Below are 16,987 nucleotides of genomic sequence, written 5' to 3'. Positions count from 1 at the left end.
ATTTATTATGAGCCTACAGGAAATTAACACTATTCTTTTAAAACTGCTGGGCCCCCTAAAGCAACAGGAACAGCCGGATGGTAACCTTAATAAACTGGAAGAATTATTAAAAACATGTCTCACGCAGGATAAGTGTTATGTAGAGTGGCAGTTCTCCCTGTTCCCCGATCCGCCAGATCCTGATCAGCAAGTTATCCAGGAGATCAGTGACCTTGCCGCTTTAATATTCGCCGACATACCAGCCAGGGCGGCAAACGAAAAAGCATACTGGATAAGGCAAAGGAATTTCCCTTTTTATAATGGCCCGGAAGGTAACCTGGGTAATTTAATGGAGCCCGCCTTTTCCTTCGGCCCTTTTACAATTAATACTTATAGCGAATTGTACTATGATTTTTTTCTGATCGATAAACAGATTGTGTTTTATACACCCGGTAGGGAAGCTCCAATTGCGGTTGTGTTCCCCCATCAGGAGGTGAAAATCCCGGTAGCTGACGTGCAAATATTATTAGGAGACTGTTCAATCTGGATTGATTCCCGGGTATTAAGTAACAACACTGCTCCAGACAGATCATTTATCGGTATCCGTGCTAAAAACTGTATGGCCACTTTTTCTCAGCCTGTTATAATTCTTGATCAGCTGCGTATTAACATTCCGCCACCTATGGCATTGGCCTTTGATTTTGAACCGGATGTTTTATCAGTAAATAATAATGAGGCAACAAATGATGCTCAAAATGTAACTGCCAGTTTACCTGATAAGGTTAACATCACTATAAACAACAATAATGCTATGATTGTACAGGCCGGGCCTGCAAAAATATCATTGTATGGAACAACGTCGTCTTTTAATGAGGGTAGTGACATTAAGCCGGAGTTTAATACAAAACTGAATGTAGTACGTATCCCGTTAACATGTAATGAAACAGACTGGGGTGTTAAAGATTGCCAGTCAGATATGATGGTGGTATCGGGCAAGGCCGGGCTGCTAAATTCCGGATGGTACCATGTTCTTGCCAAACCAAACGATGAGATTGGTTTGGCCCAATTAGGCAAGTGCAATACAGCAGGTCAGCTGGGTTTAGAGCTTGGTAAAGGCATACAGTTCAAGTGGGAAGGACTTGAAAATGGTGCGTTATCAGCAGATACTTTTTTCCTGAGTGGAACCCAGGGCCGGTTAAGCTTTAATTATACGCACCAGCTCAGCAAATTATTAGTACAGCATATTAACCTGTGGCCCGGCAAAAGTGATGCAGGCCATTTCTCAACCCTTCAATGCAAACCTTTAACCTTATTACCAGGTTTTTTCGCAGCAGATGCCATAGGGTACCAGTACCATCGTCAGTATACCGAAGTTAAAACAAAAACCGACAGGCCGATAGCGAGCAACGGCAGGAGATTTGATTTTGAGTTCCCGGGCATTACGGAATTGACCAGGGCTGGTGGTTTTAGCTGGTTTCTGGCCATTGCGGCAAAAGACACTCCTGATAATCCGGATGAAACGCTGGAAGATAAACTAAACAAAACAACCAGTATAGCGCTTGAAAACGCCCTGATAACGGTTCAGGCGCCTATTTTTTTGGCCATAATGGGTAAGGGGTCAAATATTGGTACACTTACCCAGGGTACCGTGCTCAACTATCTGCCAATATTCCGCATCGTACATACCCTGCCCGATCCTTATATCAGTAATCAAAAAGATCAGGAGGATATATTTGATGAGGCCAACCAGTTTAATACATTTCCGCTCAGATCGGCATTTTTAATAGCTACCATACTTTGGGACAATACGGAGGTTAAGCTCGATATGCAGCTTGCCGAAGCCATCAGAAACGCTTTCAAACAGCGAATCACTATACCAGACCAGGAACTGCAAAATTTCTTCTTTAACAATTTCATGCACCCCTGCCAAATGGCCTATAATAACAGGCTTGATACCCCGCTACAAAATCACCCTATTACACAGGCATTTATAGGCAACCGGGAAAGTCACGACTATGACCCTGTAAATTTGGTGGGCGCATTTGGTTTTTTGCAGTGGATCCCCGGTAATTTATGCCTTGTAGATGTATCAGGAAGAGCATCCAGAATGGGTGTCGCGTTCTCATCAGCATGGTCTGCTGGTGTAAATGAGCGTAACCAGATACTCATTAATAATACAGGATATACCAGCCAGTTCACCTACCAGATCAAAAACCTGGAACTGGTGAGTTCGGGCCGGCTTGTTCGTGCATTCACGCTCCCGCATATTCAGTGGGAGCCGGTAACCAACATCCCTAATCCTAATCTTACGGAAGCCGAGATCCCTTTCCCTTTATATTTCAATTCAAACGGAGCCCCAACACGTATTGCCAGCAGCAATAATGAAAACATTGCTTTGTCGCCCAAAAAAGTAATACAGTTTATTTATGACTCCTATACGCAGGATGGAAAACATGCCGCTGCGGCTCATTTTAGCCTGCCGTTTGGTATGTGCGCCCTGGCTTATTTTAACCCCGAAAAAGAAAATAAAACAGATCTGCCGCTTGCCTCTTTAAACCTCAACCAACCCAACTTCAACACCAAAAAGCAAGGCAAGTTAAATGGTGCCATACAACTTAGTGCCGCCGCCTACTATCAAAACAAGGATGTCCATATTTCGCCCGATCCTTATTTCCACGGCTCGGCATTGCAAGTGGCCATTACCAGCCGGCAAACGGTTCATGTAAAAATACCCGTTTTCTTTTTCGATATAGAATATGATATGGAAGTTGAAAATTCCATTCTGGGTATTCCTATAACCCGCCAGTTTAATGCCGAATTTTTTGGTGCTTATAAAAATAACGAGAAAACCATATCTGAGTATTCCGTTAATGCCAAAGTACCCTTAAAACGTATTGATTTCTCGGGCTACGGAGCCAGCATTTTCAGCAACTGGTTTAATAACCGGGCTAACTTTGGGCGGGTAAGCCAGGTAAAATTTACAGTGATGATGGGCCGCACCGCGCATGAAGTGGTGCAGATTAAAAGCTTCATCGTTGGTTTTTGTATCCCCGTGGTACGGTCTATCATTATGTATCGGCAAAATCATGGCCTGGTTACACGTTATGATACCGGCTGGGTGGCTACCGGACCGGGTAAATTCAACTACATACTTAACCCGGTTAACGGCGCTCAAAATAACACTTATGAGTTTCACCCAGGTGTGGTTAGGGAAATTGACAATGTAAGGTCAATCCGTGATACCAGCATAACCCTTATGCATGGCAGCAACCAGTTGGCCGGGGTATATTTTGATGGTGATATTTTGCTGGAAAACATTGAGAAGGGCTTTATCTCCGGTAAACAAAGCGGTAACGAAAGTTATGTGGCATCCAAAGGCCAGTTTGGTTACGTTTTGCTTTGTGATGCATCCAAAGTTACCGATTCCACAAAACTGGAAGATATATTTCCTGCTACCGATTTCCAGGCATTTCTTAACCGCCCTGATGTAGGTTCAATAGGTGGCCCGGTTGATTGTGTAATGAATGTAGCCGGCTCAGACCAGCGTATGCATGTTACCCGTATTGATATATCAGCAAGTAATAGCGCCGCGCTGTTCCCGGTTGCGGCACAAGGCACTTTGGAGCTACCTAAAGAAGGCTCCTGGTCGGTAGTAAAATGCTTATCCAATAGTAAAGTGGTACAATTAGGTACCGGAGAAACTGTTTCGCTGATCAGGCATGGAAAACTCTCCTTTAACAACTCAGATACGGGTATAGTACCGGTTGTGGATTACCAGGGATCGCGCTATATTATCGGTAATCCCGATGAGATAGCCAAATACGCGGTGGCCGAACCTGTAAACCTCGACTTGCAGTACGGCTTATTGCAAACAACGCCCACTCAGAAAATACTTTTCAACCGCCCTATGTTTGCTCCCGGCACCGGGCCTGTAGTAAATGGTGTAACCGAAGGGACCCCACAGCTATTTACCGATACACCCCGGCTTGCTGATGCATTTAAGCTATTAAGTACCAATAGCATCTTCCCTGCCATAGGCGATGCTTTTTCGTTGCCCGGCGGTATAAAAGCATTGGATGTTGTTAACCTAACCGGCGGATATAATTTTCCGGATGCTGTGGTAGGTCAGTTAACAAATTTCGCATCGCCTAATTTCGATGCGTTGAAAAAGCTTTTCATTGTAAACGAGGAAGCTTTTAAGATATATATTGTCTATGATGGTGGTTCGGCAGCAAGCCCCTTTTCACTCGATCTGAGTTCAGACACACCGGGAAGAAAGAATTGGGAAATGATCAACGCCAAAGTTTCTATAGTGGTGGAGGTTGGCACATTGGCCCCGTTACTTACCGTACAAGGAAATTTCCATGCAGAATACGGTAAGGAGCCCCTGATTGAAGGCGCTAAAATTTTATGGGGCAGCGATGGGGCTTTGCAAAATATGGTCGAGATCCTGGAAGTACTCTCTAAACTGAACAGCTTAGGTGGCGACAAGCCCGATGCTTTTGAAGAAGGCCTAAAATTTGTACCATCGAATGCACCCGACAGCTGGAATTATAAATGCAGTATAGAAAAATCCATACCCGTTATTCAGTTCCCAAGTACACAAATGATCACGCTTTCCGGTCCGCCGCCGGTGATCATTGAAGCTTCTTTAACTATTGGTGTATTTTTTATCCTCTCACTCAATCCCGACCCCAAGGCCCTTGTTAAGGCAGGCGCCGGGGTAACTTTTGGCTTTGAGGGTATGATGCAGGTTATGCTGATCACCCTTGAATTTGCTACAGTTTATGGGGCAGGCAGCGCGAAGGTCCGGATCTTTATTGATATCCAAAACCCGGTTCCTGAGTTTGATTATACCTGCGGATTTGGAGCCTCAATAGCTGTGCAGTTACCTGTTGTAGGGGTAGTATCTGTTACACGCTCTGTAAGCCTTACAGGCAGCATTACTGAGAAACACCTGCTGTTAATGGCGGGAACTATGTTGCGGGGGGTACTTTCCCTGGCTGGTGGCTTGCTCATGACCTCTATTCAGATAGAAGGCGCAGCCGGAGTTATCAGGGAGGGCGGTGATGAAATAAAAGCCCGTATTGAGCTAACCTTCTCTTTAAATGTAAGCCTTGCTTTTGTTATCAGTTATGATTTTACCGAAAAGTTTACTGATGATATTCCTTTTAACAAAATAATACCATGATGTTATGATGCCTCAATCAAAACTATTCGTATTGCCTTTCCCCCAGTTTTTAACTGTAGGGGCCAATTCCGTACTCACTATTAATGCCCTCATAACACCTGGTTTTAACCCGATTGACCCATTGGCTGTTGTGGGTGGTGTATCCTTTGATCCTTTTGCAACCACGGGACTGCAACTGAATGCCTGGTTGGTAAAAGGAAATACTGATGAAGTACCCAACCTGGACAGGACTAATGGCGAGTTCATCAAGAGCGATAACATCATAACCCTAAATACCGACCGATCAGCGATTTTCAATCAGGTTGGAGGTTTTTTCACCATTAATGATGCGAAAAACAGGGTGATGTCCATTACCCAGGTTAATAAATATTTACCACAGGCATACCGCGATTCATTTAATTTCAACAACCCCAGAACAGGTAATGCCAAAACAGACGACAGCTATTTTTGCGCTTTAAAAGCAACAACATTAGCATCGGCCGCCATTACACCAGATCATACAGTTAACTGGGCCCAGGTTTTTGGTTTTTGCCTGCAGCAACCCTTGCTGGCCGAGCAGTTGGGGTTACTACATCGCAAGATCAATATCAATTTGCCTGAAGCAGATTTTTTTAAGGACGGCGGATGGATCTACCTTGAATTTGCGGCAACCGATAGCGCCAGCGCTTATGATAAACTTCCTAATGATCAGGTTCAGTTTTATGCCGCCCGTATTCCGCCTTCTCCTATTACCACACATCTTTTTGCTCCGGTATTGTTCCCCGTTGTAGAAGAATTAGCGCCTACTCAACCCTTTGATGAGGTTTTTGCAGATCTTATTCACTATGATGATGGGTATGCCAAAATAGTACATGCCAGCCAGGCAGTAAGTATCAATCACATGGCCGAAACGCCTGATGGCCGCCCACCTGTTACGGATCAGGGTATCCGGTTGGGCTGGGATGATGAACAGCTACTGGTTTGGTTTAATAACAGCATTAAATTCATTAATGATCCGGCTGTGCTGCCTGCCAGTATTTTAAGTGTAAGCCGCTACCGTATTGATGTGGCAACTGTGCCAAACGGTAGCGATATAAAAGACCTGCAAGAAGACCTGCTAAGCTGGGAATCGCAGGTAATTGTTTTTGCAGATGACCTGCAAACAGCAGGCATACCCCTTGGTGAATTTCATGAAGAATTGGGTATCGAAGTTTCGCCCGTAAAACACAAAGGCCATCCTGATTTTTGGCTGCCGGTGTTTTTCATTAACTGGGCCGGTAATTCACTATGCCTGCCCGACCCGATTAAGGAAGAGATCTTTTTACTGAAAGCCCAGGGCGATAAGGAAGCCGCCCGCTGGGCAGCCATTACCGGCCAGGCGCCGCCTAAGGCAGACCTTGCAGGTGTTTATCGCCAAAAAGAAACAGATTATACCGTTGAACTGCACTACGGCAATACCTATGCCTTCAGGGTGAGGCTTACTGATCTGAGTGGCGGCGGCCCTGCTTCCGATACCCTCTCCATCCATCCCGGTGAACATAAGATCGCCTTGTGCCCTTTTAAAAGGCATGTTGCGCCACAAGTACCGCAAACCAAACAAATTGATGTAACCCAACTGACCATCACCCGTCCGCGCTTAAATTATCCGGCTATATTGTATACCGCGTTAGATCAGGATACTGTTATTGCAGAACTTAAAGCCGACCGCCTGCGCCTTACCGACCTGTATACCAATGCAATATCCCAGGCTAACCCGGGCGATCCTGTTACAGTAACAGATCCGGCAGCTTTAAAAGAAGCATCAAGAGAAGTAAGCCTGCCTGATCCTGATGCGGATATGGTTTCAATTATTGTTGAAATAAAAACGCTGGATATGGACCGCGAAGACTCTTATCATGCCATACATGGCATTGACAGCAAGGAGCCTTATATCTTTCTATATGAAACCACCCGGCTATTCCCGGCTTACCAGTTGAATCATAATCCCGTAGCCGACCAGATCGACCTTCAATTTGATTTTCAGGACATTCCCGTGATTAATTTTGGCGCGGATTTGAATGAATTGGGTTTTGCAGGTGACCTTACCCTGCAAGAAGGTGCCCTGATATTACCTACAGCAAGAGACATCAGGCTTACGCTGCGCACTTTTTGTAAGGGAGCCGACGAAAACTATTTTGCAGCCGGCGATTTCCGTTACAGCCTCCCCGTTACCATAAATCTCCGTAAAGATCCGGCAGAATTAGAAGAGCTTCCGCTTTTGTCGGCACCTGCAGATGGCCGTGACGATTTGGTCAGCATCTATTTCAGGCCTCAGCAAATTGCAACTCCTATGGTACGAAAAGCAAGCAGCGCCGCAGGTAAAGAAAACCAAACCGATACGGATATTATAGAGCGCCTTGCTAACGAAACCAAACTGGTATCAAAAAGCCTTTCCTTAAGCGGGGTTGATAACATAAGAACTTTGTTTGGATGTAGCCGGGTTATTGGGCATTCCCTGTCGCCCGATTACTCCTCCATAACTTTTGCCAGTCGGGACGATTTGGCCTATAAATGGATAAATGTATTGCAGCTTGACCTTAACCGCGACTGGACATGGGATATGCTGCTGCCCGTTGCGTTTAAAGTTAAACGTACCTGGCGTTTTGAAACAGAGCCCGACCTGCACGAATTGGAAGTTGGCGAAATTGACATATCCAGAGGGCTCAACTGGCAGCAGATGGATGAACCCGACAGGTCAAAAACCCGGTTGGTGTTTATTGACGCGCTTGATCCCAAACCTGCTATGGGGCAATTACCAGAGCCCATAGAGGTACATTACCAGCTCATTCCTCAATTTAAAAATATACCGGGGGCAAATGGGATGCCCGATTTTGAGTGGAACGAAGAGGATACAGAGATCATTGCAGATAATTATCTCCCTATTGCTACCGCTCCTACTCAGGTACCTGAAATTGTTTCGGTAGGTATTGCCCTAACACCCGAAGATGAAGAAGCCAACCTGTTTGATAACCAGTATTCCGAAACATCCTACAGGCGCAGTTACCTTTGGGTTGAATTTGCAAGCCCTGTTGAAGATTATAAGGACACTTATTTTGTACGTGAACTGGCATACTCGGCTGATCCTATGCTGGCCGTGATGCCCTTAAACCCTAACCCTGAAATTGGAAAACCGGAACCCGATATTAACCTGGAACCTGAGTTTATACGGGTGATCAGAAACCTGCAGCCTATCGATTTTTCGGGCCTTGAAGCTATGCAACAAATGATACCCACTGTTGATGGCAGAGAAAAATCAAGGCATTTTATATTACCGCTGCCCAAGGGACTAAATCCTGAATCAAAAGAACTGTTTGGGTTTTATACCTATGAATTCAGGGTGGGTCATTTGCTGAAATGGTCAAAAGCCCAGGATAGGTACGGCCGGTCTATTCCTGTTACGGGGATGCAACATCCAGCACCTTCTATGGCGGTCAGTATACGGCGGGAAAATGACGCTATATTGGTCACTTCTGTTCATGCGCAATCATATGCAGATGGAAAAGACTGTACCCCCAAACCACCGCGTACCGATATTTATGCATTGCTTTACGCGCAGGTTATCCAGGCCGATGGCGTACAATATCGCAACGTATTAATTGATGAACTGCATTTGCTGAAACCACAATATGAAGCAGATCCGCAAAGGCGGGAAGAATTGATCCGGCTTCAGCAGCAGGCCTATCGTACTATAAATGCTCCTCCTTTACCATACGTATTAGCACCCGAAGACCCGCCTATGGGTTTCTCCTTCTGGAGAATGAACAGGATAAGAAATAAGCTAAGACATATCGGGATTGACCAGAATGCTCCTTTAAGCATTTTAACCCTTGAGCTGTTGCCGCCAAACGACCATCCCGATTTTGCTAATCTTAACCGGGCAAGGGCACATTTTGTAGGCGAACAAACCATAGCACTTGATAAAATAAGGATTTTACGGACATCCAGGTTGTGCAAGGTCATGGATACCTGCGCCGTACTCTGAATTAACACCTAAAACTTATACTGCAAAGAGGCCGTATCATAAATCATGATCGGCCTCTTTTTTTTACACGCCGCCCTAAAGCAGCCTTTAAATATTATAAGGTATTACATGCCATCGGCGCCGGAGTATTGCAACATGAGGTCAATTTTTCCATCCTTATTAAATTTCCATACCTCGTGTGTGCGCTGTTTAACTTGTTTCCCATCTTTATCAGTAAATTCTTCAGTGCCCCAAACGCAAACCACATTTTCATTCTTGTCTGAGCTTTTTACACTTATCCAGGCATCTAAAATAACTTTATAGTTCTTTATTGAATTTCTGAACTCCTTTACGCTGGCTAAATTTTGTGCCTTTCCTTTTATCATAGGTCCGGTTGCAAACATTATACTTACCGTGTCCGCAAACATATCCAGATGTTTATCCAAGGTGTTATTTTCAAAATCTTTCCAAAGCATCAGGATTTTGTCCGAATAACTTGGATCAGCAATGGCGAAATTTGATGAATAGCTCGCAGTATAACCACTGTGCGCCTGGCTCATTGCCGCAAATGGCATAGCCAGTAAAACGAAAACAAAAAGCTTTTTCATGGTTTGGAGGGTTTAATTGTTTGTAACTGGTTTGTTACATTAAATATATAACTTAAATAGCTAATAATCAAAAAATTACAACCTGTTATTGTGAATAATTAAACACATTTTCAATAAAAGAGATAAAGATCATCGGAGCTATAAACACAAGTTTCATCCAGTAGGTTGTAGTTAATCTAATTATTGTATAAATTACACCAGTAATATGCTCTGGTTAATCTGTCAAAAGCACTATCCGTGCCCCAAACTGTTTCTTCAGTTATGACAGGTTCAGGTAAACAACCGGTATGAAGCCCCTGCTACCGGAAAAGGTAAAAAACTACGAAGCATCTTCATGCTAAGCAAATTGCTTGGTGCGAATTGTAAAATAATATTTCAAATTGTATTAGTTTTTATGAAACATCTGTCAGCATTACTTATCCTTGCAATTTTCACACTACCCTTATCGGCACAACAAACACAAAAGCCCATGTTATATGGAAGCAGCTGGATGGCCGTTACCGGCAAGCCTATGGCAGCAACTGCGGGCGCTATGATTTTTCAGCAGGGCGGCAATGCTGTTGACGCCGCCTGTGCCATGCTTGCCGCTACCTGCACCATGTGGGATACATTAAGCTGGGGAGGCGAAACCCAGGCGCTGATCTATGATCCTAAAACCCGCAAAGTAATTGCCATTAATGCAATGGGGGTTGCCCCTACCGGTGCAACAGTCGCTTTTTTTAAAAGTAAAGGATATAATTTCCCTCCCGAATATGGACCATTAGCAGCAACCACTCCCGGCACACCAGGCGGGCTCATTTATATGCTTATTCATTACGGTACTATGAGCCTTGGGCAAGTGCTGGCGCCTGCAATGCATATGGCGGCCGGTTATGCCATAGAAGCACAGGCTGCTAACACCATTGAAAAAGATAAAACCATGCTGAAACAATGGCCTTACAGCAAAAAAGTATTCCTTACCCATCCGGGCGAACAGCGTGAGGCTCCTGAGGCCGGCGAAATTTTTGTACAAAAAGATCTATTGGCAACACTTACCAAAATGGTAGCTGCTGAAAAGGCAGCACTAAAAAAAGGTAAAAGCCGTAAAGAAGCCCTGATGGCCGCTTATGATCGTTTTTACAAAGGCGATATTGCACAAGAGTTTGTACGCGGCAGCAAGGAACAAGGCGGCCTGATCACCATGCAGGATCTGGCAAAATGGAAACCTGTTGAAGAAGAACCACTGATGGTAAACTACAAGGGCATCGATGTATATAAGTTACAACAGTGGACACAGGGGCCAGTGATGCTGCAGGCGCTGAATATTCTGGAAAACTTTGATCTTAAAAGTATGGGATATAATAGTTCAAAATACATCCATACGCTTTATCAGGCTATGAATCTTTCATTTGCCGACCGTGATTTTTATTACGGTGATCCTAATGCCAAACCCAGTGAACCTATTAAAGGCTTATTAAGCAAGGAATACGCCAGGCAACGGGCAGCACTTATTCAATATGATAAGAATGATCCGCATATTGGTCCGGGTAATCCATATCCTTTTGAGGGAAAGCAAAATCCTTATATAAATCTTTTGAAAACCAGGGGATTTGAAATGGATACCACGAAACGAAATTTTGCTCCTACACATGACCTGGGCAATAACTCGCCGAAGGAAGAGTACCAGGACAGGTTATGGAGGGGTACTACTTCTATAGAAGCAGCTGATAAAGAAGGTTGGGTAGTTTCTGTTACCCCAAGTGGCGGCTGGCTGCCCGCCTGCATCGCGGGCAACACCGGTATAGGTATGAGCCAGCGCATGCAAAGCTTTGTGCTCGATTCTGCTTTAAATCCGTTTAATGTGGTAGCACCTGGTAAACGGCCAAGGGTAACTTTATCGCCTTCCATGTTTTTAAAAGATGGGAAACCTTTTTTATCTGCAGCCGTGCAAGGGGGCGATACCCAAGATCAAAATCTGCTACAGTTTTTTTTAAATGTAGCAGAATTTGGCATGACGGTGCAGAAAGCTACTGAAGCGGCTAACTTCAATACCAACCAGCTATGGCTTTCGTTAGGAGGAACCAAAACCACCGACCGTGAGCCTAAACCGGGTCAGATATTATTAAATACCAACACACCAGAATCTGTACGTAATGAACTGAAAAAAATGGGATACGTACTTAGTTTTGCCGACCGTACCAGCGGCCCTGTCAATGCCGTTTATTTCGACTGGAAGCATGGGAGCCTTTGGGGTGGTTCCAGCAATCACGGTGAAGATTATGGGATAGGTTGGTAATTATCCGGTGTTCCCGGTGTTCCTGCAAATCCCTCCATAAAATTTATTTCACAAAGATACTAAAATACTAATATTTTTAGCATTATCTTTGCAGATAATAATTGATGGAAGAATTTTATATCGATGTGGAGTTGAACCAGGGTATTACCCGGATACAGGTGGACGAGGTGCCGCCCGAACAATGGGATATGCCCTTTACGCCACAATTCATCATTGAATTTCATAACAGTAATGGGTTTATTACCCTGACCCTGCAACTGGAACAGGGCAACTGGTATGACCGCAATACACGGGTTTCAGATGATGATGCTTACCTCCGCTATACTGAACCTGACCCCGATGCCCGGAACCCTGATTATCAAAGCCCGCTAAGCGAATCAGCCATCCGGAAGATCGGCCAGGCCATTGGTCGTCATATGGTGGTGCACCTTACGGCCTATATGGGATTATTTATACCTGTTTTTCGCGAACCAACCTTCAACTGATGAACCGGATGCCTGATACAAAAAAAAGAAATCATCGGCCAGCTGCAAAGAACATGATCAGAATTTTATGTTAAAATTGCAAGCGAAAAGATGAACACGATGAACCCTGTAATGGCCCTGGCGTTTGATTATGTGGAATCAACCAATACGGTTGTTTTCCTGACAGGTAAGGCTGGCACAGGCAAAACCACCTTCCTGCAGGATGTAAGGCAGCATTCTAAAAAGAAGTTGGCTGTGGTTGCGCCTACCGGTGTGGCGGCTATCAATGCCGGCGGCATGACCATTCACTCTTTATTTCAGATCCCTTTCGGGCCCATCATCCCATCGGGAACGGCCAGACCAGAGGTGCATTGCAGTCCCGAGAAAAAAGAATTATTATCTACCCTTGAACTGCTGATCATCGACGAAGTGAGCATGGTGCGGCCGGATGTGTTGGACCAAATTGACCTGGTGCTGCGGAATGTAAAAGAATCCGATCATCCTTTTGGTGGCGTGCAACTCCTGCTCATCGGAGACCTCTCCCAGCTAAGCCCGATCATTCGGGACGAGGAGTGGATGTTGCTGAGCCGTTACTATACTACCCCCTATTTCTTCAGCAGCCAGGTGATGCAAAAGGCACCCTATGTACGGATAGAACTTGACCATGTATTCAGGCAAAAGGAACAGGTTTTCGTTGACATTTTGAATGAGGTGCGCAACCAAACCATCAGCCCGGTGAACCTGGAGCTCCTGAATGCCCGGCACCAGCCTGATTTCCGCCCAACCGCCGAAGAACCTTATATTACCCTGACCACCCATAACGGGATTGCCCGGCAACTTAATAACGAGTTTGTAGAAGCACTACCGGGACCGGAATTTGAATTTAAAGCCTCCATCAGGGGAGAGTTTCCTAAGGATGCTTACCCGACCGAAACCAGCCTGAAATTAAAGACCGGCGCCCAGGTCATGTTCGTCAAAAACGATAACTCCGCCGAAAAACTTTTTTATAATGGAAAAATTGGCATCATCACCCGGATAGAAACAGACACGGTATTTGTTCAATGTGGCGAGGAAAGCCGGGAGATCGCGGTTCAGGCGCTGGAATGGACCAACATCAAATATCAGCTGGAAGAGCAACAGATTAATGAAACCAATGCGGGCAGTTTCACGCAGATGCCCTTAAAGCTGGCCTGGTCTATCACCATTCACAAAAGTCAGGGCCTGAGTTTTGACAAAGCCATTATCGATATCAGTGAAGCTTTTGCCCATGGCCAGGCCTATGTGGCGTTGAGCCGCTGCCGGACCCTGTCGGGCATGGTGCTCCGTAACCCGATAGCCCCGCATAACATCATCGGCGACCCAGCTGTTGCTCATTTTAACGAACAAGCAAAATCCCTTAAACCCGGTACAGAACAACTGGAACGTGACCGGGAACTGTACCGGCAATTTCTCCTCGCGGAACTATTTAATTTCAGCGGCCTCAAAAGCAGGACCAGCGGTTTCGACGACTTGGTGCCCGATTTTCAAAAGGATATCTTTGACGTAGCGGAGAAATTTGTAAGGCAACTAAGTTCTCATAATACCGAACGTACCCAAAAGGCGGCTGCCTATTTTCTGACAAAAATGACTGAAGCCACAGAAAGTCTGCATACCCAGCTGCCAGCCCTGATCAACCAATCGGGTGCCGTTAAAGAAAAGGCGGCGAAGGCTGACAAACTGATACAATGGCTCATGGCCCGGATCAGCCTGATGGCTCATTTTTCCAAACAGGAATTTGATGTTACGGCCTACCTCGAAGTTAAAAAGAACGCTATGGCCAACTCAACCGCCGATCAGTCCCGGTCATACGTTAAAGCCCTGAATGCCAAACCCAACGAAAAACTTTTTAACCAATTGCTCATCTGGCGGGATGCCGAAGCTGAAAAAAGCGGCATCATGCCCAATATGGTCCTGTCTGAAAAAACAATAGCCGCTATAGCCGAAAAAATGCCACCAACCCTCAAAGCCCTCGGCGCTATTAAAGGAGTTGGACAACATAAAGCCGTACAATACGGTCAGGAGCTCATTGCGATGATCCGCTCCTACCAACAGGAGTTACAGGGACCGGAAACCGAGCAGCGGAGTTTATTTTAGATACACTTGTCCGTATCATCAAACAGTGTCTCCTACTGTAACAATTTAACTTTTCCTTAAAAATTTCAAGCTGGTATGAGAACAATACACATGAATTTGCTATCTTGACCACACATCAAATTATCTTATGAAGAAAAGCCTTACCTTAAGTCTACTTTTATTATCATCAGTATCATTTGCACAGCAAAAAACGCTTAACGGCTATACCGTTTCATCATCAGCCAACCAATTAAGTGCAGAACAAACCTTTGATGCTTCATTAAGTGCACAGCACATAGGTGAAACCATCAAGGAGCTATCAGCCTTCCCGCATAATATCGGTTCGCCCGGTAGTAAAGCTGTAGCCGAAAAAATACTGGCAAAATATAAAAGCTATGGGTTTGATGCCCGTTTGGAAACCTACAATGTACTTTTCCCTACACCTAAAACACGTTTACTTGAATTAACAGGTCCGTCAAAATATACCGCACTGTTAAAAGAACCGGCATTAACAGAAGATGCCACATCCGGTCAGGCCAACCAATTACCTACCTACAATGCCTGGAGTGCCGATGGCGATGTAACCGGCGAACTGGTATTCGTTAATTATGGACTGCCCGACGACTATGAAAAACTGGCATCATTGGGGATTGATGTTAAAGGAAAAATAGTTATTGCCAAATATGGCCACTCCTGGCGCGGTATTAAACCCAAAGTAGCTTATGAACATGGTGCTATAGGCTGTATCATTTATTCGGACCCTGCTGATGATGGTTACACAGCTGGTGACGTATATCCTACAGGGGCATTTAAGAGTGAATTTGGTGTGCAGCGTGGTTCTGTGATGGACATGGTGATCTATCCGGGCGATCCGCTAACCCCTGGCATAGGCGCTACAAAAAATGCAAAACGGCTGGACAGAAAAGATGCTGCTACTATATTAAAAATGCCGGTGCTACCTATTAGTTATCACGATGCCCAACCCCTGTTAGCGGCCCTGAGCGGCCCTGTTGTTCCAAAAGGTTGGGCTGGTTCATTGCCTATTACCTATCATGTTGGTCCGGGTAAGGCCATGGTACACTTAAAACTGGAATTTAACTGGGATATGGTGCAGGCTTATGATGTAATAGCAAAAATAAAGGGCTCTGCTTACCCAGATGAATGGGTAATGCGCGGCAACCACCACGATGCCTGGGTAAATGGCGCCGGCGACCCTATAAGCGGTCAGGCTGCCATGCTGGAGGAAGCAAAGGCATTAGGCGAACTACTTAAAACCGGTTGGAAACCAAAACGTTCCATTGTTTACTGCTCATGGGATGGCGAGGAACCAGGCTTATTAGGATCAACAGAATTTGCCGAAGACCACGGAAAAGAGCTACAGCAAAAAGCGGTAGTTTATATCAATTCAGACGGTAATGGTCGTGGCTTTTTAGGCGCCGGAGGTTCGCAGGCCTTAGAAGGCTTTATTGATGAGATAACCCAGCAAGTAGTTGACCCGGAAACCAGTGTAAGTGTTTTTGACCGTAAAAAGGCTTCGCAGTTGATAAATGCAAAAACAACAAAAGATAAAAAGGAAATATTGGAGCGCAAGGGACAGCGGCTGGATGCGCTGGGTTCGGGATCTGACTTTTCATCATTCCTGCAGCATTTGGGTATAGCTACCCTTGATTTTGGTTTTGGTGGTGAGGATGAAGGCGGAGAATACCATTCTATTTATGATTCTTTTGATAATTATAAACGGTTTAAAGACCCTGATTTTAAATATGGTGTGGCCTTATCACAAACTGCCGGGCATGCTGCCCTGCGTATGGCCGATGCTGAAATACTTCCTTTTGATTTCCGGAGCTTACAGGCAACCATCAGCAGGTATGCTACCGAGCTCACCGAACTGGTAAATAATACGCGGGAAAGCACGGTAGTGGAAAATCAGTTAATAAAGGCCAAAGATTACACTATAGCCTCCGATCCAACAAAAATCTTTAAAGCCCCGGATGTCAAAACCGATGTGCCCGAGATTAATTTTAAACCACTAACCGGCGCGCTTGATTCATTAAAGAAAAGTGCTGATAAATTAGCCACCAATTGGGCGGCTGCTATGCTTAAAAATGAAGATCATGATAAGTTAAATAAATTGCTTTACCGCGCCGAGCAGCAATTGCTGTCGGCAGATGGATTGCCACGCCGCAGTTGGTACAGGCATACCATTTATGCTCCGGGCTTTTATACCGGCTATGGTGTAAAAACCCTTCCGGGCATCCGCGAAGCTATTGAACAGCGTAACTGGACCGAAGCACAGGCACAAATTACTGTGGTAGCCGAAAGGATAAACGCTTTGGCAGTTTATTTGAATGCTCCATCCAATTAGGTAAGGCAGTTTTA

The 16,987-nt window shown here is 45.1% G+C and carries 7 protein-coding genes; 6 read left to right on the top strand and 1 reads right to left on the bottom strand.

The features are described from left to right. Window positions 1-7: 7 nt before the first annotated feature. Together M2273_RS08410 and M2273_RS08405 are read left to right on the top strand one after the other, a co-directional pair. Entirely contained in the window at window positions 8-5,170 is a 5,163-nt protein-coding gene (locus M2273_RS08410) for a hypothetical protein (protein ID WP_429395327.1), read from the top strand. A gap of 4 nt (window positions 5,171-5,174) precedes the next feature. Next, a complete protein-coding gene (locus M2273_RS08405) occupies window positions 5,175-9,170 on the top strand; it encodes a hypothetical protein (protein ID WP_429395325.1) in 3,996 nt (1,331 codons plus the stop codon). Window positions 9,171-9,274: 104 nt separating this feature from the next. Here the strand turns inward: M2273_RS08405 and M2273_RS08400 are convergent, their stop codons facing one another. Further along, entirely contained in the window at window positions 9,275-9,757 is a 483-nt protein-coding gene (locus M2273_RS08400; protein ID WP_429395323.1) for a nuclear transport factor 2 family protein, read from the bottom strand. A 394-nt stretch (window positions 9,758-10,151) separates the two neighbouring features. On the opposite strand from M2273_RS08400, the gene M2273_RS08395 reads away from it, so the two are divergent. From M2273_RS08395 to M2273_RS08380, 4 genes are all read left to right on the top strand, one after another. Beyond that, the gene (locus M2273_RS08395) at window positions 10,152-12,032 is read left to right on the top strand and encodes a gamma-glutamyltransferase family protein (RefSeq protein ID WP_429395321.1); all 1,881 of its coding nucleotides are present in this window, start codon (window positions 10,152-10,154) and stop codon (window positions 12,030-12,032) included. Window positions 12,033-12,136: 104 nt separating this feature from the next. Beyond that, on the top strand, window positions 12,137-12,517 hold the full coding sequence (locus M2273_RS08390) for a hypothetical protein (protein ID WP_429395318.1): 381 nt from the start codon (window positions 12,137-12,139) through the stop codon (window positions 12,515-12,517). A gap of 90 nt (window positions 12,518-12,607) precedes the next feature. Then, a complete protein-coding gene (locus M2273_RS08385) occupies window positions 12,608-14,629 on the top strand; it encodes an HRDC domain-containing protein (protein WP_429395316.1) in 2,022 nt (673 codons plus the stop codon). 127 nt (window positions 14,630-14,756) lie between these two features. Further along, window positions 14,757-16,973 carry a transferrin receptor-like dimerization domain-containing protein gene (locus M2273_RS08380; RefSeq protein ID WP_429395314.1) on the top strand — a complete coding sequence of 739 codons (2,217 nt, stop codon included), beginning with the start codon at window positions 14,757-14,759 and terminating at the stop codon, window positions 16,971-16,973. The last annotated feature ends 14 nt before the right edge of the window (window positions 16,974-16,987 follow it).

The sequence above is a fragment of the Mucilaginibacter lappiensis genome, from assembly GCF_050433765.1.
GTDB classification, from domain to species: Bacteria; Bacteroidota; Bacteroidia; order Sphingobacteriales; family Sphingobacteriaceae; genus Mucilaginibacter; species Mucilaginibacter lappiensis_A.
This window is presented reverse-complemented; position numbering and strand designations above follow the sequence as displayed.